The sequence below is a fragment of the Rufibacter sp. XAAS-G3-1 genome (assembly GCF_013623775.1).
Lineage (GTDB): Bacteria > Bacteroidota > Bacteroidia > Cytophagales > Hymenobacteraceae > Nibribacter.
Genome location: NZ_JABFAM010000004.1, coordinates 280,222 through 306,753, shown reverse-complemented (window position 1 = coordinate 306,753; position 26,532 = coordinate 280,222). Strand labels below are relative to the sequence as shown.

General features: G+C 51.5%; 15 protein-coding genes. 6 read left to right on the top strand and 9 right to left on the bottom strand.

Annotated features, from left to right (window positions below; all coding sequences use genetic code 11):
- Nucleotides 1-10 precede the first annotated feature (10 nt).
- Entirely contained in the window at nucleotides 11-1,012 is a 1,002-nt protein-coding gene (locus tag HHO50_RS03810; RefSeq protein ID WP_181304665.1) for an FKBP-type peptidyl-prolyl cis-trans isomerase, read from the bottom strand.
- A gap of 32 nt (nucleotides 1,013-1,044) precedes the next feature.
- Complete coding sequence (locus HHO50_RS03805) at nucleotides 1,045-2,055, bottom strand: bifunctional oligoribonuclease/PAP phosphatase NrnA (protein WP_181304664.1); 1,011 nt, start codon at nucleotides 2,053-2,055, stop codon at nucleotides 1,045-1,047.
- 195 nt (nucleotides 2,056-2,250) lie between these two features.
- Here HHO50_RS03805 and HHO50_RS03800 point away from each other — a divergent pair, with 195 nt between their 5' ends.
- Nucleotides 2,251-2,670 (top strand): nucleoside-diphosphate kinase, encoded by a 420-nt coding sequence (locus HHO50_RS03800; protein WP_181304663.1) that lies wholly within the window; start codon nucleotides 2,251-2,253, stop codon nucleotides 2,668-2,670.
- A gap of 947 nt (nucleotides 2,671-3,617) precedes the next feature.
- Here the strand turns inward: HHO50_RS03800 and HHO50_RS03795 are convergent.
- The 3 genes from HHO50_RS03795 to HHO50_RS03785 form a co-directional block, all read right to left on the bottom strand.
- Nucleotides 3,618-4,109: a DUF4199 domain-containing protein gene (locus HHO50_RS03795; RefSeq protein WP_181304662.1), complete on the bottom strand. Its 492-nt coding sequence runs from the start codon at nucleotides 4,107-4,109 to the stop codon at nucleotides 3,618-3,620.
- A 356-nt stretch (nucleotides 4,110-4,465) separates the two neighbouring features.
- Complete coding sequence (locus HHO50_RS03790) at nucleotides 4,466-5,527, bottom strand: lysylphosphatidylglycerol synthase transmembrane domain-containing protein (RefSeq protein WP_181304661.1); 1,062 nt, start codon at nucleotides 5,525-5,527, stop codon at nucleotides 4,466-4,468.
- On the bottom strand, nucleotides 5,511-6,287 hold the full coding sequence (locus tag HHO50_RS03785) for a segregation/condensation protein A (protein ID WP_181304660.1): 777 nt from the start codon (nucleotides 6,285-6,287) through the stop codon (nucleotides 5,511-5,513). Before HHO50_RS03785 ends, HHO50_RS03790 begins: the two co-directional genes overlap by 17 nt.
- Nucleotides 6,288-7,045: 758 nt before the next feature.
- Here HHO50_RS03785 and dxs point away from each other — a divergent pair.
- Together dxs and HHO50_RS03775 are read left to right on the top strand one after the other, a co-directional pair.
- Nucleotides 7,046-8,962: a 1-deoxy-D-xylulose-5-phosphate synthase gene (gene dxs / locus HHO50_RS03780; protein ID WP_181304659.1), complete on the top strand. Its 1,917-nt coding sequence runs from the start codon at nucleotides 7,046-7,048 to the stop codon at nucleotides 8,960-8,962.
- Between the two features lie 545 nt (nucleotides 8,963-9,507).
- Nucleotides 9,508-10,323, top strand: coding sequence for an alpha/beta fold hydrolase (locus HHO50_RS03775; protein ID WP_181304658.1), 816 nt, complete (start codon nucleotides 9,508-9,510; stop codon nucleotides 10,321-10,323).
- 26 nt (nucleotides 10,324-10,349) lie between these two features.
- Here the strand turns inward: HHO50_RS03775 and HHO50_RS03770 are convergent, their stop codons facing one another.
- Nucleotides 10,350-10,805, bottom strand: coding sequence for a hypothetical protein (locus HHO50_RS03770; protein WP_181304657.1), 456 nt, complete (start codon nucleotides 10,803-10,805; stop codon nucleotides 10,350-10,352).
- A gap of 529 nt (nucleotides 10,806-11,334) precedes the next feature.
- On the opposite strand from HHO50_RS03770, the gene HHO50_RS03765 reads away from it, so the two are divergent.
- Complete coding sequence (locus tag HHO50_RS03765; protein WP_181304656.1) at nucleotides 11,335-14,268, top strand: glycosyl hydrolase; 2,934 nt, start codon at nucleotides 11,335-11,337, stop codon at nucleotides 14,266-14,268.
- Between the two features lie 533 nt (nucleotides 14,269-14,801).
- Here HHO50_RS03765 and HHO50_RS03760 read toward each other — a convergent pair.
- Nucleotides 14,802-15,242 (bottom strand): response regulator, encoded by a 441-nt coding sequence (locus tag HHO50_RS03760; RefSeq protein WP_181304655.1) that lies wholly within the window; start codon nucleotides 15,240-15,242, stop codon nucleotides 14,802-14,804.
- 313 nt (nucleotides 15,243-15,555) lie between these two features.
- Between HHO50_RS03760 and HHO50_RS03755 the strand changes: the two genes are divergently transcribed.
- Nucleotides 15,556-16,614: a hypothetical protein gene (locus HHO50_RS03755; RefSeq protein WP_219921429.1), complete on the top strand. Its 1,059-nt coding sequence runs from the start codon at nucleotides 15,556-15,558 to the stop codon at nucleotides 16,612-16,614.
- Nucleotides 16,615-16,948: 334 nt separating this feature from the next.
- Here the strand turns inward: HHO50_RS03755 and HHO50_RS03750 are convergent, their stop codons facing one another.
- The gene (locus HHO50_RS03750) at nucleotides 16,949-18,553 is read right to left on the bottom strand and encodes a RagB/SusD family nutrient uptake outer membrane protein (protein ID WP_255478580.1); all 1,605 of its coding nucleotides are present in this window, start codon (nucleotides 18,551-18,553) and stop codon (nucleotides 16,949-16,951) included.
- Between the two features lie 22 nt (nucleotides 18,554-18,575).
- Nucleotides 18,576-21,671: a TonB-dependent receptor gene (locus HHO50_RS03745; protein ID WP_255478579.1), complete on the bottom strand. Its 3,096-nt coding sequence runs from the start codon at nucleotides 21,669-21,671 to the stop codon at nucleotides 18,576-18,578.
- A 1,560-nt stretch (nucleotides 21,672-23,231) separates the two neighbouring features.
- Between HHO50_RS03745 and HHO50_RS03740 the strand changes: the two genes are divergently transcribed.
- The gene (locus HHO50_RS03740) at nucleotides 23,232-26,435 is read left to right on the top strand and encodes a TonB-dependent receptor (RefSeq protein ID WP_181304654.1); all 3,204 of its coding nucleotides are present in this window, start codon (nucleotides 23,232-23,234) and stop codon (nucleotides 26,433-26,435) included.
- Nucleotides 26,436-26,532: the final 97 nt, after the last annotated feature.

The following is a 26,532-nucleotide window of genomic DNA, read 5'->3' as shown; positions in this document are numbered from 1 at the left end:
CACGTATGAATTACATGCCAGGTACTCCTGGGCCCATAGGGCCAGCAGGGGCTGCCGGAGCATCTTTGATATCTACTAATTCCACTTCAAACCGCAGAACAGAGTTAGCCGGTAAATCTGCACCACGGGCCATAGAGCCGTACCCTAGCGGAGAAGGAATCAACAAGGTGCCTTTGCTGCCTTTGTTGAATTGCTTGATGCCATCTTCCCAGCCTTTGATCACCTGGTTCTGGCCCAACGGGAATTCAATAGGATTGCCACCGTTTGATTTGTCTGAAGAGTCAAACTCTTTACCGTTCAGCAAAGTGCCTCTGTATTTTACGCTCACTACTTTACCATCTGTGGCATTAGGGCCAGTACCTGCTTGGGTGATGGCATAGTACACGCCAGAAGGAGTTTTCTGCACTTGCAGGTTTTCTTTCTTCACGTAGTCCTGAATGAGTTTGTCATCCAGAGGAGCTTGTTTGGCGGCGCGGGCCTCCATCTCTTTCTGCTGACGCTCCATCATTTTAGGATAGTCGGCCATGGCTTCCTGCTCGGTCTGCAAGTTGATCGCTTTCACGAAGAAGGTCAGGTGGCTGCCTTTCTCAATGAACGGCGGAAGCGGGCTTTTGAACGTTTTAGCGAAAAGGGTGTCGGCGTTGATTCTGAACACCGCGCTGTCGCCTTTGTCCAGCATCAGGAACGCTTCTTCAATGCTTCCTTTGTTAGGAGACTCCACCATCTTAATCTGGATGGGCATGGCGTTGTCTTTGGTGCTGAACAGCAAAGAATCTTTGCTGTTGCGGTATTCCATCTCAAAGCTCATTACTTTGTCAAGCTTGGCTTTGTGGGCAGCAGAGTCAGTTTTAGCTTCTTTGGTTTCATATTTGCCTTCTTTGTTCAGGGAATAGAGTTTGTATTCTAACCCAGAAGGGGTCTTCACAAATTCATCTTTGCCTAAGTTGTTGCAAGAGAAGGAAAGAAGGGCCACCGCCATGGCAGGCAGTAGGTACAGTGATTTTTTGAACATTGGTTTTACGTTAGTTAAGCGTCTTTTAAAGGTTAGTTTACTAGTTGTTCCGCGTATTGCGGTAATAGACTCACAAATTTATCCACGGTTTCGTTCAGGGGGAGGTAGGAGATTCCGCCGGCGGCGTTTTTATGGCCCCCGCCGTTGAAATGCGCGCGCGCAAACTCATTCACCGAGATATCACCCACTGAGCGGAAAGAAATCTTCACCGCCTCAGAGCGGTCAATGAACAGAGCGGCAAACCGAACCCCTTCAATGGAAAGGGCGAAGTTAACCAGGCCCTCAGTATCACCGGTTTGGGAGTTGTAGGCCTTCAGTTCTTCGGCGGTCACGGCAATGTAGGCGGTGTTGAACTCCCGCACCACGGTGAGCTTGTCTTTGAGCACGTAGCCTAAAAACCGCAGGCGCGACTCTGAGTAACTGTCATAGATGTTGCGGTGCACCTTGCAGATGTCAATGCCGTTGTGGAGCAGGTCTGCAATGATCATGTGCACGTTGCGGGTAGTGCTGGAGTGCCGGAAAGAGCCCGTGTCTGTCATGATGCCGGCGTAAAGGCACTCGCCAATGGCCACGTCCACCAAGTCCTCATCGCCCATGGCACGAATCACCTCGTACACGAGCTCGGCCGTGGCGGCGGCGCTGGTGTCTGAGAACATGATGTCGGCAAATTGCTCAGGCTGAAGATGGTGGTCAATCAATACCTTGGTGCCGCTAGCCTGCTGGATGTAGTCGCCCAGTTCATTGATCCGGCTAAGGGCACTAAAGTCCAGGCAAAAGATGGCCTCGGCTTCTTTTATGATTTGTTGGGCCTGGGCATCGGTCTTGGGGCTATACACCAACACGTCTTCGTTGCCACTCATCCAGTTCAGGAAAGAGGGGTAGTCTGACGGCGTGATTACCTGCACCTGGTGCCCTTTTTTCTTCAGGTAGCCCGCCAATCCCAGAGAAGACCCCAAAGCATCTGCATCCGGCTTGTGGTGCGTGGTGATCATGATCTTCTTAGGAGACTCTAAAAGCTCCTTTAGCGCGTTGATTTGCTGCATTGTAAACTCACAGTCCGCTTTTTAAAAAATAGCGGATACAAGCTGCAAAATTCTGAAGAATTAAAGTACAAACCAAATTAAATCTGGGAACGGCCCAACGTGCGGGTAATTTTACCGTACAAAATGGGTTTTGCCTTAAAGTATGCTACTTTTGCGGGCTCAACGTCTATTTAAACCGATAACCAAATAAGAAATATGGCTGGAAACGTAACGTTCACCATGATTAAACCAGACGCCGTGCAGGACAACCACATTGGCGGGATCACCAAAATGATGGAAGAGGCTGGCTTTAGAGTAGTAGCCCTGAAAAAGACCCGCCTTACGGAGGAGCGCGCCGGTCAGTTCTACGAGGTGCACAAAGAGCGCCCTTTCTACGGCGACCTGGTGAAATACATGAGCTCTGGCCCCATTGTGGCCATGATCCTGGAGAAAGACAACGCCGTTCTGGACTTCCGTACCTTGATTGGGGCCACTAACCCAGCCCAGGCTGAGGAAGGAACCATTAGAAAGATCTACGCCAAATCAATGGAAGCCAACGCCGTGCACGGTTCTGATTCTGATGAGAACGCCCAGATTGAAGGAAACTTCTTCTTCACTGCCGACGAGCGTTTCTAAGCTCTTTTTCAGAAAAGATAGCAAAAACGCCTGGCCACCCACCAGGCGTTTTTTTGTGGGTGGTGGAGTTAAAACCTAGAAAGCATGGCATTTATGGTCGTTAGCGTTGGACGTGGTGGAGCGCCAAAACCTACCCCTCGCAGGCTAATCTTATAGGGAAACTTTTACGAACGTTGCTGTTCGGGATTTCCAATCTGAAAGAGCGGGAAGGGTAGAAAGCGCCTTTTCTTTCATTAAAATGGCTACTGTTTTTCCCCTTACAACATGATCTCCAAGGAGGGGTGTATGCCCTCGCTGTTCGGGAGTTCTACTCCCGAACTTGTCTGCTGCGGAGTTCCACTCCGCCGGGAACCACGGGCAAAAGAAGGGGAGTGGAACTCCGGAAGAGCGGGTGGTACTTTTACTGCTGCCATTACTTACTTTCCCCAGTTCCAGTCTTTCCCGAGCGCGCCTCGCTTTTGGCCCTAGACAGACCTCAGCTAAGAGAAGAAAACTTCTCAGGCCGAAAGGGCAGTGCGAGAGGGGAAGACGGGGCCCCGCGGCCGTGAGCGCATGTCGGCAGAGATGAAACAATACAGCACTTGCCCCCACGCAGGGAACGGACAAGCCAAAGCAACATCAAAAGGCGTGCACCCACCAATCTCCCCAAAGAAGTCAGTTCTAGGCAGATGCCAAAGCGCAGAATAGGGCAAGAAGCCTAGCGCCGCTAGTTTCTTGCTGGCGCAAGGTATAGAGAAGAGCTAGAGGAAGGCAGGAAAAAACGGGGCTCAAAGTTCCAGAAGTAGTCTCCATGGAATAAACCACGGCAAAGTTCAGGGAAAATGATCCCGTACCGTTGACCGCAAAGCTAAAAACCGCATCAGGGTTGCCGTAGAACACCAATGCGGGTCTGTTTTAGGCCTGTTTTTAGAAAAGCAGGCCTAAAACAGCTGCTGAAAAGGGAAGAATCAATGGTCTTGGGTGTACTTCCCGCCAGACTTATCGAAAGCCATCATGAGGATATAACCAGTCATGGCACCAACGGCCGTGCCCAGAATCACAACGGAGCCTGCCACCATCAAGAGCGGTAACCGGACGCCGTAATAGTCTTGGTTTTGAAGAACGCCGGCATAGCCCGGGTCAATGAAGATGGCGTGGATCAGGATAAAGGCCGCGAAAAGCCCAGCCCCAATCAAGCCCACCAGAAAGCCGATGGCCAGGCCGGGCAGATACGGGATTCGCTTCTGGAGGCCATCATGCTTTTTCTTGAGCGTGCCAATGGCCAGCACCACCGCCCCCAGTATGAAAATATTGCTTCCAAAACGGATAAGCTCACTGTCTTGCAGGCCAAGTAAGTTAATCACGATGTAATAGATGATCATCACCACGGCGGAAAGAACGCCATAACGAACTCCAATACTTTGGGTAGAAGTAGTTGATCTGGTTGCTGTCATGTCCATAGGAGTAATTTATAGTTTTTGAAGTGTCTGACTAGATGCCCTTTAGAAATTAGGCAATACAGTAGATACGTGAGAAATTGAGTTTTGGCTATTTGGCACCTTAAAAGCAGCGGCTACCCATAGAGAAAATCGCCCTCTCGGGAGGCCATCGCCCGCGGCGAAGAGCAGGCCTCTTCTTTTACGGAAGATAGCGCAGGGAGGTGAATGGAAAAGTAGGAGACCGCCGGGCCTCCCGCAAAACAAGGGTAGGTTTTCCGGCGGAAAAGAGACAATGGAAAGGAAGAAGCGCAGGCTATGGGGTGCCCGGCGGAATGGCATTTTGGGCCTGTTTCTGCAAAAACAGGCCCAAAACAGGGCTATTTTTCTTCCTCATCCTCTGGATGCTCGCCAAACACGCGCAGCACCCAGCGGGGCAGGAAGAAAGAACCCAGCACCAGGTACAGGTAATAGGTTACCACGCGGTACAACAGCACAATCACGGTGGTGAAGCGGCCCAGGAACTGCCCGAAGAAGGTTGGGAAAGCGACCTCGGCAATACCGGCGCCGCCCGGCGTGATGGCCACCAGCAACACAATCTTGTAGACCATGTTGCGCGAGAAAATGAGCACGTGGTCATGGAAGCTGATGTCTGTGAAGGCGGCAATGAGGCAGTTGATGACAAAGTAGCGGGCCGTCCAGACGAAGGCGGTGCTGAGGGCGGCATTTGCCCAGTACCCGAACGTGCTGCCCTTCAGTTGCTGCGAGGCCCACACCAGTTCATTCCCGTTTTTGTAGGCACCTGGTCTCCACCGGCGGGTTAATTTAAAAGACGTGGCCCGCAGGAAAAGACGTTTGACGGCGGTAGGGTTGATCAAAAGCCCGTAGGCCATGATAAAGGCGTACAGCGCAATCAGCAGATAACTCACTATGAAGGCAATCTCCAGACTTTGGGTGACAGAAAATTCCATGGCCGAGACCTCGGGGAAAATATCACCGGCGGTAATCAGGAAGACCAGCGGCACCGCAATAATGAAGTACAGGTTGTCCAGCATGGCCGTCACCATCACGTACGCCAGAGACTTGCCCAAACTCAGGCCTTCTTTGTTCAGGATAAACGCGGCCACGGTAGAACCACCCACCACGCTGGGCATCACGCAGGAGGCAAACTCCCAGAGCATGATCACGTCCAGGCTTTTGCGCCAGCTCAGGAATTTCTCGGTCACGTACCTGATGCGGTAAATATACCCGAAGTCTCGGATCACCAGTACCACAAACGTCATGACCAGCCAGAAAGGTTTGGCGTTGTAGAGCGGCGTGAAGTCCATGGAGGCGCTGTCTCTATAGAACATGTACCCAATCACGCTCAACCCAATCACCACGGGAATTAAGATGCGTTGCGGCGTGAAGTACGAGAGCAGTTTCTTACGATTCAGATCCATGGTCAGTGAGTATCAGGTGCTGGTGTTCAGAATAGGGGACAATACGGAAATTGTTGAACCCATCGGCAATCTCCAGGCCAATCTCGTTGAGCTGGAGTAAGTCTAAAATGGCCAGAAAGTTAAAGATCAACCCAATCTTGTCGGGGAAGGCCTGCAACAAGTCAGTGAAATGCACTACGCCCTGGGCGCTCACGCGGTTCTTGATGTACGTGCGTTGCTGGTCTATGGTGTAGGGGTAGGTGACCACCGTGTGCTTGGGACGGTTCTGCTCGTCTTCGTACCGCCGCATGGCCTTGTGGAACGACTGCATGAGGTGGTACAGGTTCAGGTCTTTGAGTTCGTACTCCAATTGGTGTTTGGCGGCAATCTTGCTCAGTTCTTCGTCCGTATTGCCGCGTTCTTCCTGTTGCAGGCGCACGTCTTCCAGCAGACTCAGGTCGCCCAGTACTTCTTTGAAACGCTTGTATTCCAGCAGGTGCTGCACCAATTCCTGGCGGGGGTCAATCTCATTGCCTTCTTCGTCTTTCTCAAAACGGGGCAGCAGCATCTTGGCCTTAATGCGCATGAGCGTGGCCGCGGTGAGAATGAAGTCGCTGGCTACCTCCATGTTCATGGTTTCCAAAGCCCGGATGTAGCCCACAAAATCATTGGTGATCTGGAAGATGGGAATGTCATGGATGTCCAGCTCGTCGCGCTCAATAAAGAAAAGCAACAAGTCAAATGGGCCCTCAAAGAGCGACAGCTTTATCTCAAAACTCACGTGTGGCGGTACGGCATTGGTTTAATTTCCAAAATTACGGATTAGTATCGCCATCTGCCAACGTTTGCCGCAGAAGAACCTGTTTTTGAGCTGATTTCTGAAATTCTGCCCAAAAACGGCGCATCAGTCCAGGATTTGCCAGGAGTGCCCGGCCACCTGGTACGCTGTCCCCAAGCAGATGCTCCGCACCAGTTAGTTTCAAACCTGTGAGGTCTCCAAGACCTCGCAGGTTTCTAGCGTTTCTGGCCCGTTCTCTGCGATGCCGCCCGCTCCAAAGACCTCATAGTGCGCGCAGCTCCTACGAGTGTCTACGCCAATGCCGTTTCCGGCCCATTTTCCGTAAAACAGCCCTAAACCACTGGGGCGAAATCTGCACCCACAGAAAAAACCAACCTTGGAAAGCAATGCGTGTAGGAGACAAGGCAGTGCCTGGTCTCTACCTTTAGGGTACCCCGTTTTAGGCCGGTTTTCCTAAAAACAGCCTTAAAACGCATCAGCGGGCCCCCCCTCTCCGCGGGAGAGGGGCTGGGGGTGAGGTTACAACCAAAACAGGAAGCACAAGCCCAAAAACCACAATTGTGCTGTTTTCAAGCTGTTTTTCACAATTCAGCTTAAAAATGAACGCCCAGCGGCGGGTACAAAAAATGACCTCTCAGAAAAAATCCTTAATTTTACCCTTTGACTGAGTGCGGATACGTATAAGCTAAAACTTTCAAAGGCTTACGTTGTTGCATAAATATCCACCCAAGTGCACCCCTATGATAATTGAACCCGGAGAACTGTTGGCCAAAATTGACTCGCCAGCAGATTTGCGCCAACTGACCGAAGACCAGTTGCTGCAGGTATGCCAGGAATTACGGCAGTTTATCATTGACAACGTGTCCATTTACGGAGGGCATTTCGGGGCGAGTTTAGGGGTGGTGGAGATGACCGTGGCCCTGCACTACGTGTTCAACACACCGTATGACCAACTGGTCTGGGACGTGGGCCACCAGGCGTACGGCCATAAAATCTTGACCGGCCGCCGCGATAATTTCCATACCAACCGCAAGTTTGGCGGCCTTTCGGGGTTCCCCAAAAGAAAAGAAAGCACCTATGATGCCTTTGGCGTAGGGCACTCCAGTACCTCCATCTCGGCGGCGCTGGGCATGGCCGTGGCCTCGCAGTACAAGAAAGAATTTGACCGCCACCACATTGCCGTCATTGGCGATGGCTCCATGACGGCCGGCCTGGCGTTTGAAGCCCTGAACCACGGCGGCGCCTCTGATGCTGACTTGTTGGTAGTCCTCAACGATAACTGCATGAGCATTGACCCCAACGTGGGCGCGCTCAAAGAATACTTAACTGATATCACCACCTCGCGCACCTACAACAAAGTGCGCGACGAAATCTGGAACATTCTAGGCAAAATCAGCAAGTTTGGGCCAAACGCCCAGCAGATTGTAGCCAAGGTGGAAAGCGGCATCAAAGCCACGCTCTTGAAACAGAGCAACCTGTTTGAGAGCCTGAACTTCCGCTACTTCGGCCCCATTGACGGGCACGATGTGAACCATATGGCTTCGGTCTTGAAAGACTTGAAAAAGATACCGGGCCCTAAAATCCTGCACTGCGTGACGGTGAAAGGAAAAGGCTTCGCGCTAGCCGAGAAAGAGCAAACCAAGTGGCACGCGCCCGGCTTGTTTGACAAAGTCACCGGCGAAATCTACAAGGTGCACCATACCACGCCGCAGCCACCCAAGTACCAGGACGTTTTTGGGCACACGTTGCTGGAAATGGCGGAGCAGAACGAGAAAATCATGGGGGTGACCCCGGCCATGCCCAGCGGTTCTTCCATGAACATCATGATGAAGGCCATGCCAGACCGCGCCTTTGACGTAGGCATTGCCGAACAGCACGCCGTTACCTTCTCGGCAGGCTTGGCCACCCAGGGATTGGTGCCGTTCTGTAATATTTACTCCAGCTTTATGCAGCGGGGGTATGACCAAGTGGTGCATGATGTGTGTCTCCAGAACCTGCACGTGGTTTTCACCCTGGACCGCGCCGGTTTCGCCGGGGCCGATGGGCAAACGCACCACGGGTCTTATGACATTGCTTTTATGCGCTGCATCCCTAACATGGTGGTGTCTTCGCCCATGAACGAGCAGGAATTGCGGAATCTCATGTACACCGCCAGCCAAGACGGCATGGGGCCCTTCACCATCCGCTATCCGCGCGGCGAAGGTGTGATGCCGGAGTGGCGCACCCCGCTGGAACTGATAGAAGTGGGCAAAGGCCGCGTGATTCAGGAAGGAGAGGAGGTGGCTATTCTCACCATTGGGCACATAGGGAACTACGCCGTGGAGGTCTGCCAGAACCTGAAACGCGACGGGCTGCGCCCGGGCCACTATGACATGCGCTTCGCCAAACCCTTAGATGCCAACATGCTGCACCACATCTTCCAGACATACGACAAAGTAGTAACCGTAGAAGATGGTTGCCTGCAAGGCGGCTTCGGCAGTGCCGTGCTGGAGTTTATGGCCGACAACGGCTATACTGCCCAGGTAAAACGCCTCGGGATACCAGATGTGGTTGTGGAGCACGGTTCCCAGATGGAACTGCACCGCCTCTGCGGCTTTGACCCCGCCGGCATTGAACGTGCCGTGCGTGAACTCATGGATGTGGCCGTGCGGGTGTAATTATTGATTTGATAGATAAAACAGAAAGGCCTCTCAGGTTTCAAAACCAGTGAGGGCTTTTTGTTTTTAGGCCAATTTCCAGAAAGTAGCCCTAAAGAGGAAGCGTGTATCCTAAGGAGAATGGGAGTAAGAACCCTTTTTGCCGGTAACAAATTCTAAAAAATGGGATCTTCCAGGAAATTATTTCATATTCCTGTGGCATCACCCGCAGCCCTAAGCCAGAGAAAGTCAAGATTTATGATATTTCCTGGCTGCTCGCGCTGGCTATTTACATGATCATTGATCTGCACGTGTCCGCCAAAATGCTTTTCTCCGGGAGCAGATGTCTTTCTCTGAGGAGATCACTACGTTTTATGAAAGAGAAAACCACCTTTTATGGTAATCATGGGGTTTTGATGGCCGGTAGAACCAGTAAGAAAAGAGCCGTGGCTTGTGTTGCGGCAAATTAGAACCACATAGCCTTATGATTACAAAAGGTAATTAGAAGCGGGAAATAACTGTTTTCTGCCTTCTTTCCGTAAACCAAGCTAAAAATAAAAGACCAAATGACTACTACCACCCTTGCCTATACAGACGCCGGTTCTGGCCCCGCCATCGTCTTTCTTCACGGTTTCTGCGAAAGCAAAGATCTCTGGACTGATTTCACCAAACCGCTCGTGCACCAGTTCAGGATTATCGCCCTGGACTTGCCCGGTCACGGCGAAAGCCCCATGGCCCCTGATTTCTCTATGGAGAACCAAGCCCGGCAGGTGCAGGAAACGCTGAAAGCGTTAGAGGTGGAGAAATGTCTGTTGGTTGGGCACTCCATGGGCGGTTACGTAGGAATGGCCTTGGCCGAACTGTTCCCTGACCTGTTGTATGGACTGTGCCTGTTCCACTCCAGCGCCCTGCCAGACACCCAGGAGAAAAAGGAAAACCGCGACAAAACCGCCGCCTTTGTGCAGAAACATGGGGTAGAGAAGTTTATGGACACCCTGGTAGCCCCGCTTTTCGCGGAAAGTAACCGCACTTCCTGTAAAGACGATATCCAGAGAATGCAGGCCATCGGCAAAGCCACGCCTTTGGAAACCATTCTGGGCTGTCTGGAGGCCATGCGTGACCGACCAGATAGAAGTGAGGTGCTCAAGACCACCGCGCTTCCTGTTTTCTTCCTGGTAGGCAAAGAAGACCCGGCGGTACCCCTGGAGGCCGTCTTGCAGCAGTGCCACCTGCCCCAGAACAGCATGACGTATTTTCTGGGGCACGTGGGCCACATGGGCATGTTTGAAAATACCGCCCTCACCCGCCAAGCCTTGCTCAAGTTCGCGGAGGCCTTATACCCGGCCAATACCCAGCGGTACCGGAGCGCTAATTCTTTCTAAGATACGGTGGTGGCTCGGGTAGGAGTTTATTGATAGGTGCCTTTGCCGGTAACGGTGTATTCCCCGCTTTCCACAATGCTGTACACGGTGCAAGTAAAGGTAAAGGATTTTGCCCCTGTTTTTGTGATGCTACCACCCGGTTTAGTGGCCATGAAAATATTATCTGCGTTGATAATGGCAAATGTAGTTCCAGAAGGTTGTCTCCAACCATCACTAAAAGCAACTGTGCCACTGCTGGCGGTAGGTACATTGCTCAAAACCAAAGTGTTGGTTGATGCAGTAGTGGTATGGATGGAGATATCCACCCCAAAGTTACCTATTCCTGATGCCGGTGAGCCAATACACAAACCCGTAAATGTTTTCCCGGCCAAGGTAAACTCCCCGGTGAATTCATCAGGAGTTGGTTCGTTTTCATCATCACTGCCACACTGGGTAAACACTAACAATGACAAGACCAGGAAGAATATTTTAGCTCTATTCATGCGTGTGTTTCTATGATTGAATAAGATAGTGAAGGAGTATAGGCTTTTGAAGCGGAGCAACGTAGAGGCTGCTCCTGTGAGAGAAGCCAGGCTATAGCTAGCAGTGGAAGCGCGCGGGGCAGGAAAACAATCTCCTGGGGCAGGTGGTCCAATAGCCTTAGGGGCTAAACGTAGGGTAAAAGCAAGGTAGACGCTATTTTCTGTGCGTACAATACTGCTTATTAAGTAATTATAGAAAGGACTGTTTCTGGTTGCAGGCGGGCTTACCTAAAAGAAGAAGGGGGAATGCTCCCGGCTCTGGGTAAAAGAACTGCCAGTTGAAACAGGCTTGCTACAAGATAAGCCAAAGCTGTTTTGGGGCTGTTTTCCGGAAAACAGCCCCAAAACAGCTTTCTTTTTCTAGGTGAAGTGATTTGTGGATGAAGGCAAAGACAAACCCCATACCATGTTTCGTTAACTCCCGATTTTCCGCTATTTTCAGATCTCCAAACCCAATCCTAGCTAAACAAAACTACTTCCCGTTCGCCTTATGCTACGCAAACCCTTGTACCCACTCCTGCTCATGGGGCTATTGAGCCTTCCGGCGGTGGCCCAGAAAAAAGAGAAACAGCCCGCCGCCACGCCCGCCAAGGCCCGCTTGCAGGGCTATGGGCAGCGGTTGCAACTGCAGAAAAACTCCCTGGTGAGCAACCTGCCGTTCCGCAATGTGGGCCCCGCCGTCATGAGCGGCCGCGTGGTAGACGTAGACGTGAACCCCGCAGACCCCACCAATTTCTACGTGGCTTACGCCTCCGGCGGATTGTGGCACACCTCCAACAACGGCATTTCCTTTGAACCGCTTTTTGATAATGAAACCGTGATCACCATCGGGGACATCAGCGTGGACTGGAAGACGAATACCATTTGGGTAGGTACCGGCGAATCAAACTCCAGCCGTTCCTCTTACTCGGGGGTGGGTATCTACAAAAGTACAAACGGCGGTAAAACCTGGCAGTACAAAGGCCTGCCGGAAAGCCATCACATTGGCCGCATTATGCAGCACCCCACCGACCCTAATACGGCCTGGGTAGCGGCCTTGGGTCATTTGTATTCCCCCAACCCAGAGCGCGGCGTCTACAAAACCACCGATGGCGGTACCACTTGGAAGCACGTCCTGAAAGGCGGGGACGACAACACCGGAGCGGTAGATTTGGTGATAGACCCGTCTAACCCCAATACCCTATACGCCAGCATGTGGCACCGCGAGCGCCGCGCCTGGAACTTTGTGGAAGGCGGCAGCACCTCGGGCATCTTTAAAAGCACCGACGGCGGAAATACCTGGCAGCGCATCACGGGCGGTACCAGCGGATTTCCAGCCACTGGAGGCATTGGAAGGATTGGCTTGAGCATCTTCCCGCAGAACCCCAACATCCTTTACGCCAGCGTAGATAACCAAGACCTGCGCCAAGAGGTGAAGCCCGCTGTAGCTGCCGGTAACAGACTGCGCAAAGAGCAATTCAAGGACTTCTCCAAAGAAGATTTCCTGAAACTGGATGATGCGGCCATCAATACTTTTTTAAGCGAGAACAACTTCCCGCGCCAGTACACGGGCAGCACCGTGAAAGAGATGGTGGGTTCAGATAAGATCAGACCGGTGGCGTTGTCAGATTTTCTGGTAGATGCCAATTCCATGATGATTGAAACGCCGGTGACGGGTGCGCAGGTCTACCGGTCAGACGATGCCGGAAAAACCTGGAAGAAAACCCACGAGGGTTACCTAGATGACCTGTATTATACCTACGGCTATTATTTCGGGGTAATAAGGGTGTCACCGTTGAACGCGAACCACGTGTACGTTCTGGGCGTGCCTTTGCTCAAATCTGAAGACGGCGGTAAAACCTGGCGTGAGATTAGCGGCGACAACGTCCATTCAGACCATCAGGATTTATGGGTGAGCCCTACCCGCCCGGGGCATTTGGTGAACGGCAACGACGGCGGTATCAACATCACCTATGACGATGGCAAATCTTGGTTCAAGGCCAATTCTCCGGCCGTAGGGCAGTTTTACTCCGTGACCGTTGACATGGCGCAGCCTTATAACGTGTATGGCGGTTTGCAAGACAACGGCGTGTGGGGTGGCCCCAGCACGTACCAAGCCAGTTCTGCCTGGACAGACAACGGCCGTTACCCGTACCAGCGCTTGGGCGGCGGTGATGGCATGATGGTGCAGGTAGATTACCGTGATAACAATACCGTGTACACCGGCTCACAGTACGGCGCGTATTTTCGCCTGAACAAAGCCACTGGGCAGCGGTTGTCCATCCAACCCAAGCACCAACTGGGTGAGCGTCCACTGCGCTTTAACTGGGAAAGTCCCATTCTGCTGTCACGCCACAACCAAGATGTCCTGTACTTCGGGTCTAACCGTTTCCACCGCTCCCTGAACAAAGGCGAGAACATGGAAGCCCTGTCCGGTGATTTGACCAAAGGCGGCCGTCCCGGCGATGTAGGCTACGGCACGCTCACCACCATTGAGGAATCGCCTAAAAAGTTTGGGTTGCTGTACACCGGCTCAGACGATGGCCTCCTCCACGTAAGCCGTGACGGGGGCTATACCTGGACGAAGATTTCTGATAAACTGCCGAAGGACATGTGGATTAGTGGGCTGGCCGCCTCGGCGGAAAACGAAGGCGCCGTTTACGCCACCTTGAACGGGTACCGCTGGGATGATTTCACGCCTTACCTGTACGTGTCACAGGACTACGGAAAAACCTGGAAGCAAATTGGCAAAGATTTACCAAAAGAGCCGCTAAACGTGGTGCGGGAAGACCCTGAAAACCCGAACATCTTGTATGTAGGCTCAGACAACGGCCTTTATGTGTCATTAGACAAAGGACAAACGTTTCAGGCACTGGGCGGTGATGTGCTGCCTGCGGTGGCAGTGCATGATCTGGCAATCCACCCGCGGGAGAATGATCTGGTGGTGGGTACGCACGGCCGTTCGCTGTACATAGGCAATGTGGCGCACCTGCGGCAATTGACGCCAGAGGTGCAGAAGAAAGGAGTACACGCCTTCCAGATTACGGCCCCGCAATATTCAGAGTGGTGGGGGCAGAAATACGGGGCCTGGAACGAGCCTTTCACGCCAGCGTTGACTATTCCGTACTTTGTGAACGCCGCCGGTACCACCACCGTGCGCGTGAAAACCGAGAAGGGGCTGGTGCTGAAGGAATTGAAAGACCAAAGCGAACGCGGCTTGAATTACGTTGCTTATGACCTCACGTTAGACGCAGCCAACACCAGCGCCTATGAGCAAGCCCTGCACGAAGGCCGCAGATCTGGCGACCCAGAAAAGGTGATGCCTGCGGCCAACCAGCTTCTGTATCTCCGCCCGGGAAAATACGTGGTGGAAATAGAGGCCAACGGAAACAAAACCTCACAGGAATTCACGTTGGGAGCCCCAGAGCGCCGAGGCAGGGAATAGTACCCCATCAGCATACCTCTGGCGCAAGCGTCCGCTTGCGCCAGACAATCAGTAAAAGCAGGTAAATACTGGTTGGTATTGGTTCTTTCCTGAAATAAAGACATCCGCTTTTGGTCTGTTTTCTGTAAAACTGGCCAAAAACGGATGTCTTGTTTATAAACAGAATATTCTCCCGCTCGCCTCCCGCGAGTATGGGCTACCTTCGGCGTCCCGCCGCTTTGAAAACACCACAAATAAGTCTGGAGACTACCTTCGTTTGGCCTGCTTCTTTGTTGTCCTCCTGGACGGATCTTGGTAGCCAACGGTAATTGCGCTTACTACAAAGATGTTCTGCCCACAAGATCCTTTCAGGATTGACAATAAGGTAGGACAGTAGAAATAGAAAGTACTCTGTCTGGGTACTTATGCCAAGAAGCGGCCAGAGGTCGCAGGTAACCCACACTCGTGGGACGCAAACGAGGGAATATTCTAGTTTATCACTACTTTTCCAAAACTACCCAAGAAACAGGGCGGTGGTTCTTGCCTTCAGGGGGCTACGATTCTAAAGGAGTGGCATCTTCGTCAGATGACCTGAAGAAGTGCTCTTTGATCAGGTGAGTGGCATCGGCTTGGGTGAGGGGCTTGGAGAGGTGGCCGTTGACATCTGGAAAGTCCTTGAGGCGGTGCAAGTCATAGAAACTGGCCGAGGAGGACAAGGCAAACAGTTTTTTCGCCTTCCGTTCAGGGGCCAGGTGTTGGTAGCGTTCCAGAAAATCAAAGCCATCCATCACACTCATTTTAATATCCACCAGAATCAAATCCAGGGGTAGGTCAGCCTGCAGGTGCTCGGGGTTGCTCAAATAGGTGAGGGCCGCCTGTCCGTCAGTGACCACATCAATCTGCCGCGCAATCTCGGCTTTGTTGAGCACGCGCGTGTTCATGTAATTCGTGATGTCATCGTCGTCAATTAACAATACACGGTTGATCTTTTCCATGGCGGGGCGCTTTGTTTCCGGTAAAGGTACTGTATACGAAAAGAAGGAAGGCAAGTAAGGAGAATATCTCCGGAAGAAAGGCGGGTTCCAGCCAATATGCCGTTTCGGGGCGCCGAATCCGATGAAAGAAGCAGCGGTTTCTGAAGGGGGCGGGTAGCCGCCAGGCAGGCAACCAGAGGCATTGGTTAGCTGTGCCTATGGGCTGAATGTAGCAAGAATGGGGCATTTTCTGTGGAGAAGCAAATGAAAAGGAGTATCTTCCTGACGATTAAAGAGGGAAACCGCCTATCTTGCTTTATCTATTTTGTACCGCATGAACTTGAAAATGATGAGAAAAGGCAACCGCCTGCCGCTATGGTGCGCCGTTGGTATTGGGTTGCTTACCGCCTGTAATTCTGAAGGGACACAAAAAGAAACAAACGGCGCCCAGGCCGCCGTGGCTTCGGCCAGCCATACCCCCGCCACAGATACGACTAAAAAAGTAGCCGCCGTTCCGGCCCCGGCAGATTCTACCGCCGCCGGTGATTCTACGGCGGCAACTGCTCCCGCCGAAGCTCCTATAAGAGATGAGGCCGCCGACAACCCGGGGGCTATTCTTCCGCACAAACGGATTGTGGCCTTCTACGGAAACCCGCTCTCCAAACGAATGGGGATTCTGGGCGAGATTGCCCCTGATAAAATGCTGGCTAAACTGGACGGTGAGGTGAAAGCCTGGCAAGCCGCTGACCCTGGTACGCCCGTGCAGCCCGCGCTTCACCTGGTCTTTGTCACCGCGCAGGGGAAACCAGGCAAAGGAGGCACGTACCGCCTAAGAATGAGCGACCACCTGGCAGACACCGTCATTGCCTGGGCCGCCAGAAGAAACGCCCTCGTGTTCCTGGACATCCAGATTGGGCGCAGCACCGTGCAGGACGAAATACCAAGGCTGGAGCAATGGCTGAAACTGCCGCAGGTACACCTGGGCATTGACCCCGAGTTCGCGATGAAGAACGGAGCGATCCCAGGCCGTAAGATTGGTACGCTGGACGCGAAGGAGATCAACTACGCCACTAATTTCCTGAATGATATTGCCGTGAAGTATAACCTGCCGCCTAAGATCCTGGTAGTGCACCGGTTCACGCAGCGCATGGTCACCAACTACAAAGACATCCAGCTTAGGCCCAACGTACAGTTTGTGATGCACATGGACGGCTGGGGCGACCGGGTTCTGAAAAAGAGCACCTACAACGCCTACATCAAAAAGGAGCCCGTACAGTACACCGGCTTCAAGATTTTCTACCACAATGACACCAAAAAGCCGGGTTCCAAGCTGTACCCCCCCAAAGAGGTGCTGGCCCTCACGCCCAAACCCATGTACATTCAGTACCAGTAGCCTTTAAGCAGAAAAGCTGAAATTGGCTTGTTTTAGGAAAAGTAAGGCAAAAACAGCAGAGGCGCTCATTGAGCGCCTCTGCTGTTTTCTGGTGAGTTCACTAGGTTCTGCGCTTAGTAGGAAGGATAAAGATGACACTGGTAGGTTGCTCTGAAGCTGAAACTGGTTAGGATTTCGTGAATTGGCGGCAACTTTATTTAGACATGTTTTTCGCGAAAGTAAGCCTAAAACAGAGCTGCCAACAACTGCTGAGGCAAAGGAATCCAAGAATTGCAATAGATACAATGGTTAACAAAACAGCCTACTAACTTAGTAGGCTGTTTTGTTAAGGAGATTAGTAGTTAGGATTCTGCTGGCCTGCTAGAACCGGATTAGCAGAGGTCTCGCTGGTAGGAATAGGCCAGATAAACCTGAAATCTTCGTAAGGCACCGCCGGTACCGCAAAGGCTGCTGCTCTCACGGTGCCACTAGCGGCAGCGTAGTCGGCGGCGGTAGTGTTGCCTTTTGTCACTTTAGCAGGAATGCCTTTGTACACATAGACACCCTCTACGGCTAACCGGAAGATGTCTTTCCAGCGTAAGCCCTCTGCCAGGAACTCTATTCTACGCTCATTCACAATGGCCTGAATGAGTTTCTGAGGAGTATTCAAGGTCGCCTCAGTATAGACATCAGTGGTAGCTCTTCCTCTTACGGCATTCAAAAGTGCCAGGGCTTTAGGAGTTGCCCCAGCAGTACGGGCAATGGCTTCAGACATGTTCAGCAATACCTCGGCATATCTGATGATAGGGGTGTTGTCGGCCCAGGTTACCTTGTCACCGTTGTACTTGGTGGTGTACAGGTAGTTGTTGGTGCTTACATCTGTCAACTGGGTTCTTCTCTTATCGGACACCGGCCAGAACGCCTGGTTCCAGATAACGGGGCTGATAGCCACAAGTGCCCGGTTTGGAGCTGATCCGTACATCTGTGGCAAGGCACCGTTGGTAGAGGCATTGTCAATGGCAGAATTAAGAATAGAGAAAATAGACTCTGTGTTATTTTTGTTGTTGGCACCAAACGGCCCAGATGGCTCAGCGGTTAATTTATACCCGCCAATTGGGCTGGTGAAAGGAGCCGCATCGCCGGTGACCAGCTTAGAGGCTTCGGTTACCACATTGGCATAATCTCCTTTGTGGAGCAATACCCGTGTTTTAAGCGCAATGGCAGCCCCTTTGGTAGCCTTGGTGATTTGGAAAGTGCCTCTGGTGGCCGGAAGCGCTGTCTCGGCGGTATTCAGATCTAACAGGATCTGGTCATATACTTCCTTTACCGTGTTGCGGCCCTGGGTTTTCGCTTCATCTACGCGGGCGGGCGTGTTTACCGCCGTTAGCCTGATAGGAACGCCCAAATGCGACGCATCTGCGGTATGGTTGTAGGGGCGGGCAAAGTTGGTGATCAACTCATGCAGCGCCAACGCTCTCAGAAATTGGCATTCGGCTACGTACTCAGCGGCTGTCTGCTCTGTGATGATGCCTGAAGTGGCGGCACCCTTGATTCCTTCAATAGCCACGTTGGCCTTGTTGATGAGCGCGTACAGCGTTTCCCACATGTACTGGTTGTTGGCTGTGGTAGGGTTGTACAGGTTCTCATAGGTGGCTTGGTAAAAGGCCTCCATGTTGAGCATGTCTTCGCCCCTGGTATCTCCCTGGGCGGTGCTTGCCGCCCCAAATGGATACCCCCTCACCGCGCCTGCGGCATAGAACCCGCTCTGGGCGGCATCATAGACACCGTTCATCACCAGTTGAATTCTGGCCGCCGACTCAAAGGCTCCCACCTCAGTATATCTGTCTGGGGCCTCCAATTCTATTACCTCGTCTTCACAGGAAGTCATTGCGAAGGACAAGGAAAACAAAGGTGCCACTAAGGCAACTTTTAAAATCCGTTTTATGGTATGATTTTTCATTTTGAAAGTTTAGATCTGAAAATTAAAACCCAAGGTTTACGCCAAGAGAGAAGACTCTTTGTTGCGGGTTTGTATTGTAGTCAACCCCAATGGAAGAAGACATTTCTGGATCCAGGCCTTTGTACCCGGAAAAGGTGAGCGCGTTTTGCAATTGGGCAAACACCCGCACTCTTTCAAGATTGAATTTCTGGGTAAACGTTTTTGGCACGGTATAGCCAAGCGTCACATTGCTTAATTTCAGGAAGTCACCGCTTTCCACAAACCGGGAAGAGGCCTCGTTCTCTGTGTTGATGATGAGTTGTCTTCCTTGTCTTAGTTTGGGAGTCTGCCCATCACCCGGGTTCTCTGCGCTTTGCCATCTGCCTAAGATCTCAGTGCCATTGTTCTCAAACAACATGGTTAAAAGATCCTGGCGGGTGCGGTTCATGATTTTGTTCCCTCCAGAGAAACGGAAGAAAACATTCAGGTCAAAACCGGCATACTTAAAGTTGTTGTCAAACCCACCAAACCAGGTTGGCAAGGCACTGCCCAACACAACTTTATCCCCCGCGCCTAAAGAGGCTGCCTGAGAAACATCTGTTGGGTTGGCTGGGTTATATACTTTGTAGGAATTGCCGTTGATATCGCCCTGTACTAGAGAACCGTTGGCTTTCTTGAAGATAGGGTTTCCGTTTGCCATGTTCACACCCTCATACACGTAGCCGTAGATAGACTGGAAAGACTCGCCCACTCTAATGATGTTGTAGGCGCCAATAATGTCCTGGCCGTCTACCAACTCTTTTACCTCATTGTTCTGGGTAGAGAAGTTCACGCTTGAGTTCCAGGTGAATCTGGAAGATTCAATCACGTTACCGCTTAACGCAAACTCTAATCCATCATTGACCATTCTGCCAATGTTTCTGTAAATAATGTTGCCGGGTACTCCTAATGACGGAGGAGTTGGAGCTCCTAACACAATGTCATCATTGTCTTTCTTCCAGTAGGCAAACTCAAAGTTTACTCGTCCGTTCAGGAAGCCCAAGTCAAGGCCGATGTCAGATATCTTTTGGGTTTCCCATTTCAACAGCGGGTTACCGGTGTTGCTGAAAGAGATACCGCTTTCTCCGCCGTATTGTACAGAGCCAAAGCTGCCCAAATAACCATAGTTACCGCTGGTAATACCGCTGTTGCCAACTTCAGCGTAGCTGCCTCTGATTCTTACGTCACTAAGGACGCTAATGAACGCTGAGTTCTTGAAGAAATCTTCCTCAGAGATTCTCCAGGCCGCAGATACGCCAGGGAAATAGCCCCAACGGTTGTCAGGAGATAGTTTTGACAAACCATCTGCCCGAATAGAACCTCCCAGGTAGTACTTTCCTTTGTAGTTGTAGTTTACCCTGGCCAGGTAAGAGGCCAAACCGTTTTCTTCCAGGTCACCAAAGATCTGCTGGGTAGTCAACGTTCCGGACTGGATGTTCTGATTGAAGAATCTGTCAGACAGGGTGGTACCGCTTGCCTGGAAGAAAGAAGAGCGGCTTTTGGTGTATTCGGCCACTAAGGTTGCGTCAAAGTTGTGGGTGTCCTGGAAAGACTTGTTGTAAGAAAGAATATTCTGCCAGTTCCAGGTGTAGAAAGGGCTGTAGGCCTGGGAAAGCGTTCCGCCGGAAGAGAGACCATCGCCATGTCTGGGGTCTGTGTAGTTGAAATCCTCAATAATACTGAAGTCCGTACCTATTAACGTTTTAAAATTCAGGTTTTCAATGATGTTCACGTTCAAAGAGGTATTTCCTACAAAGCGGTAGGTTTTACCTTTCCGGCGGTTGTTCTCCAGTACAAACATCTGGTTAGGAATGCCGTTGGCAATGGTGATGAGGTTGGATCCTCTGCCTAGGGAGCTGCGGGTGGTGGCGTCAATGTTATAACCGGTAGGGTCATTTGGGTTATACACTGCCACGTTAGGCAACATGCGGATAACAGAGAATGTGTTCGCAGACAAGCTGTTGGTGCCTACCAGAGGGCCTAAGTTATCTTGGTGCGAAAGTCCTGTCTGCACATCCCAGGTGAGCCTTTTTGATATTTTCTGGTTTAAGTTGGCTCTCAAGCTGTAACGCGCTAGGCTGTTGGCCACCGCAATTCCTTCTTGGTCAGTGTACCCTAAAGACACGTAATACTTGGTTCTGTCTGTTCCGGCACTGGCAGATAAGGTGTGGCTTTGCTGAAACGCTGTTCTGTACACGTAATCATTCCAGTTGGTGTTGGTACCGTCATAGACGGCAGGCAAAGAGGTAGAGCCTGCGTTGCGGTACTTTTCATTCTGGATCTCTACAAATTGCTCGGCATTCAGGAGATCGTGCAATTCTGTCGCTTTAGACCAACCTGTCCAACCGTCATAGTTGAATTTTACCTGGCCCTGTCTTCCTTGTTTGGTGGTAATAAGGATTACCCCGTTAGAAGCGCGGGAACCATAGATAGCGGTAGCGGCCCCATCTTTCAGAATCTCGTAGGAATCAATGTCGTTCGGGTTAATGTCTGCCAAAGCGTTTACACTGGTGAAAGCACCTACGTTGCCAGAAGAAGCAGGCACTCCGTCTATCACAATCAAAGGCGAGTTGTTTCCTGAAATGGAGTTCACCCCTCTGATTCTGATGGTGGGAGGAGCGCCAAGAATACCCGAAGGCTGCTGTACTACCACCCCCGCTGCCCGGCCAGATAACTGCTGGTCAAAGCTGGGGGTTGCCAGGTTAGCGATTGCCTCGCCTTTTACCTGAGAGATGGAGCTAGTCACATCTCTCTTTAGCTGCGTACCGTACCCAACCACCACAATCTCGTCCAGTGCCCGGGCATCTGATGCCAGGCGCACGTTAATGGTCGTTTGGGTTCCTATGGCTACCTCTTGATTTACATAGCCAATAAAGGTAAACACCAGCGCACCACCAGCCGAGGGAATACTGATGGAGTAGTTTCCGTTTACGTCTGTAGGAACAGCCGTGCTGCTTCCTCTGAGTTGGACGGTCACGCCAGGCATTCCTTCGCCGGTGGCTGCGTCCGTTACCCGTCCTGTTACAGTTCGTCCCTGCGCCCATACTTGCCCGGCAAGTGTCAGCAGCAGCACGAAGCTTACTAGTAAGTTTTTCATCATGTGGTTTTTGGTTTGTTAGGTTTTAGGAACATTTGTGTTTCTAAATATATATGTAAAAAAGTGCTCTGCAAGCGTTTGACTTTCTTGGGTTTGGAGGGGTGAGGGACTTTGTAACTTACTTTTATTTGAAGATGGTAGAATATGTGTAAGAAAATTAAGGTTTTGATAATATCTGGGTAATGTTTCTTGGCGATTTTGGAAAAAGATTAGGGAACGTTGGGGTAAAAAAAATTTGAAGGATAAAAAGAATAGATATTATAACCCTGCTATTATAAGTTGCTTATGCAGGTATATATAAAGGAGGCCTGCCGGAAGAGTAGGAGAGAGGCTGATTTATCTGCCCATGCGGCTTTACTTATCGTTCGGGTTCTACTAGGCAAAGCCTATTGGCAGGTGACCTTTCTATGCCCTCTGTCTGCTCTGCCTCCTAGCTTATTCATCCTTTGAAGAGGAGCAAATCTACCAGACTTGCGAGGTAGCCAGCCCAACGCAGGAGACTGGATGGCGGCGGGTAAAAGTGCTGGAACTGCAGTGTTTAGAGTACTGTTAGTTTATGAAAGGCGGCAATCTGAATGGCCAGCCAGTTTTGTGCTGGGCAATTGCACGCCGTACATCAACTCCATTGATCAATATATGACGGTGACGGCAGCCTGCTATGCCACGGAGGAGGTGAAACCTGCCCCGATTCTTAAACCACGCGAAAGCCTTATCCTGTTTTGGGTAAACTACATACGCTTCTAAAACCTGTGTTTTTGTCTGGGAGCGAACAATCCTTCTTCTGTTCTCCCTTTTACAAAACACCAATGCTGTCTAGCGTTTTCTGCCTGTTTTTATAAAAATAACCTGAAAACGGAGGTACAAGTGGGGGATGCTTACGCCAGTGTGCAAATAAACCTCTTGTTTTGGCCTGTTTTCATAAAAGTAGCCTGAAAGCGACAGAACAAGCGCAATTGCTTTAAATACTGGTGAATGAGAAGCTTTAAAAAAGACTCACTCCCTTAACTCCAGTCCTGTCATTTCGGCTTCTATTGCTGCTTTGATACATCAGGGCTTTGCTTCACCCTTTTCTGCGATGAGGGTGGCATTACTCCCTTGCTCCAGTTGATCCCAAAAATACTTCGTCTGTCCATCTCCTTTGGTAAGGGAAGGGCATTGTAGCCTCAACCCAGCCTAAGAGCATGTTTAGCTTTAGATACTGCCAAAGGATGGTTATGTTTTTGTTAAGTTTTTTCAGATTGCCTCCTGTTTCTTAATAGTCTCATAATATACTATAAATATTGAGGTAACCCCTGCCGCCTAGTTTTGCCTTAAATCTTACAAGGCATATGGTAGAGCCAAGCAGCGGTAGGACACTAATAAGAAATTGCGAAAAAGCCTGTACAAGTGGGCCCCATGGTTTTGGGGAACAGGCGTTCTATGGCACTAAGCCTTATTCCTTTTCCTCCTTTCTATTCCACCTTCTCCCTCTCTGTTTTCCCTGCTGTTCTTGCCTTCCTTCCATTGCTCTGGTGAGATTTCTTACGGACAAGACAACAAATTCACTTTTAATAAAGCGTAACAATGAGATTAAAATTACCAGAAAACAGCAAGAAGGGCTTCTGTTACAGGTATTCCCTGTTGCTGTTGGCAATGCTTGGGGCTTCCCCGGGACATGGGGTCGCAAAGGAATCTGAGGGTTCTGCCACCAGTGGGTCTTTTTCTGAACTCTGGAACCAAGACCGGCAGAGCAGAAGAGTGTCTGGGGTGGTGAAAGATGCCGCCGGGCAGCCCTTGGCGGGTGTGTCGGTTTTTCTGAAAGGGACTTCCACCGGAACCTTCACTGACGTGCAAGGGGCGTTTTCCATGACTATTGCCGAGATGGACGAACCGGTGTTGGTCATTTCCTACATCGGGTATGTTAAGCAGGAGGTAGCCCTGGGGAGCCAGACTTCGCTTAACATAGTACTCCAGGAAGACGCCAAGGCCTTGGGGGAGGTAGTAGTGGTGGGCTATGGCACCCAAGAAAAGGTGAATGTAACCGGGGCGGTGGAGTCCATTAGCGCCGAAGCGCTGGAAAACAGGCCTGTAACCAATGCGGCGTCTGCTTTGCAGGGCCTGGCGCCAGGCCTCACCGCCGTGAGTGCCTCGGGCTTCCCGGGGGCATCAGGCGCCACCCTGCGCATACGGGGCGTAGGCACCCTGAACAACTCTGAGCCTTTTGTGGTGGTAGACGGCATTCCAGACGTAGACATCAACTCCATCAATCCAGATGATATTGAAAGCGTGTCTGTCTTGAAAGATGCGGCCTCTGCCTCTATCTATGGGTCAAGGGCGGCCAACGGCGTGATCTTGATCACCACCAAAAGCGGTAAATTCAATCAGTCACCTGCACTCAACTATAGTGGGTACTACGGAGTGCAAACCCCCACGGCGCTGCCTAAGATGCTGGGCTCAGCAGAATACATGGAGATGCTCAATGAATCTCAGCGCAATGTGAACCTGCCCACCACGTATACCAAAGAGCAAATACAGGTGGCACGGGAGGGGTCAGACCCCAATTACTTTGCCAACACCAACTGGTCTGAGGAGCTCTTTAGAAAGTATGCCCCTCAGCAAAACCACAACCTAAGCCTGAACGGCGGATCTTCTGATTTGAGTTATTATGCCTCCTACGGACGGCTGAGCCAGGAAGGGTTGGTGGAAGGAGACCAATACTGGGCCAAACGTAATAATGCCAGGCTCCGCCTGAACGCGCAGAAGCTTTTCGGCCGGCTGGATCTGGATGCCAATTTCAATTACATAGACCGGTCGCAGAACCAACCGGCCGGGGGCACTGACCATAATTCGGGGCCCATCTATACTACGTTAACCATGTCGCCTCTTGATCCGGTAAGGTTTCAAAACGGTAACTGGGGGTACGGCGGCGGCTCCAGCAATCCCCTGGCCGTGGCTATAGATGGTGGTTACAACAACTTTACCTCCCAAGAGTTTTATGGCAGCGTGGCGGGTACGGTTCACCTCCTGAAGAACCTAAGCCTGCGGGGCCAATACGGCCTAAATTCCATCAATCAGCTCAGATCCACCTTTTCGCGCAAGATTGACTACTTCTACCCAGAAACGGGAGATTTCTGGTACAGCAACCGAACCGATAACCAGTTGGAAAACCGGGACTACAAAGAAAGGAAAGAGCTGCTGTCTGGGCAGTTGAACTATGAGGCCAACCTGGGGTCGCATAACCTGAGGGTGTTGCTGGGGTATCAGCAGGAAGAGTTCCGGTATGATTCCTGGTATGCCTCTAAAATGGGTTTCGTGAGCGATGAGGTGCCGGTGTTCAGCCTGGGAAGCATAGACCCAAGAGCCACCGGAGACGCCTACCAGTGGGCGTTGCGGTCTTATTTTGGAAGAATCAACTATAGCTTCAAAGATAAATACCTGCTGGAGGTGAATGCCCGGTATGATGGGTCGTCCCGGTACCTTCCTTCGCGGCGGTATGGGTTCTTTCCTTCCGGCTCTGTGGGCTGGCGGTTTACCCAGGAAAAATTTGTGCAGGAGAGTACCGGTCTTGCTTGGCTGAGCGAAGGAAAGCTACGGGTCTCTTACGGTGATTTAGGGGGCCAGTACGGGGCAAACGGGGCTGCCTATTCAGAGTGGTATCCTTACGTTCCGGTGCTTACCTCCGTCACCACCATGCCCATTGGCAATGCGTTGACTTCGGGGCTCGCCCAGCAAGTACTGGCGAACCCTTTGCTTGAATGGGAAACGGCAAGCATGGGCAATATTGGCCTTGACCTGGGATTCCTGAACAACCGGCTCACGTTTACGGCCGATTTGTTTGACAGAAGAACCAAGAACATCCAACTCAAAGTGCCGCAGCCAGACATTCTAGGCTTGCAAGTACCCGACCAGAATGCCGGCGAAGTTTCAAACAAAGGCTGGGAAGTTAGCCTGGGCTGGCGCGATCAGAAAAAGGAGTTCAGCTATGGATTCACGGCGCAACTGTCTGACGTGAAAAACGAAGTAGTGAACCTGGGGGGCGCACCGCCTACCGTTGGCAACCTCATTCGGCAAGTGGGTTACCCCATTGATGCGTACTATGGGTATAGAACGGCAGGCTTGGCCCAGGAAATGGATTTCACCAAGGATGAGAAAGGTGTTTTGACACCCCTGTTCCCCATTTTTGACGCTGATAAAGGCAAGGTGGGCCCCGGAGACCTGAAATTCGTGGATTTAGACGGAGATGGGAAAATCACCGCAGATAAAGACCGTACGGTAATTGGGGATGCGTTCCCCCGCTACACGTTCTCTTTCAGGGGTGACTTTGCTTACAAGGCGTTTGATTTTTCCTTCTTCCTGCAAGGCGTTGGCAAGGCGAACGGCTACATATCAGGCCCTGGTATCCATGCCTTCCACGTGAACGGAGCCTTTCCGCAGGAAGTGCACCGCGACCGGTGGACCCCGGAGAACACTGATGCGTGGTACCCCCGGTTCACCTATTCAGACACCCGCAACGCTACTATGCGCTTGTCTGAGCATTGGTTGCAAGATGCCGCCTACCTGCGCCTGAAGAACATTCAGGTAGGGTACACTCTCCCCAACCTCCTAACCACCAAGTTTAGGATTGACCACCTCCGGGTGTATGTGTCGGCAGAGAACCTGTTTACCAGAACAGACTACTTCTACGCCTATGACCCTGAAACCGCCGGTTTGGGAGGAGCCACCACCAACGGAGGCATGTACCCGCAGGTGAAGACGTTTATTGTGGGCCTTAATGTAAGATTCAAGTAATACGGCTGGCAGGGAAGCGGCGGCTAACCCAAGCGCTAAGGCAGTGCCTATTGCGCAGGCAAACCAATTAGGTGGTGCCCGCTGCCCTTTTTCCGCC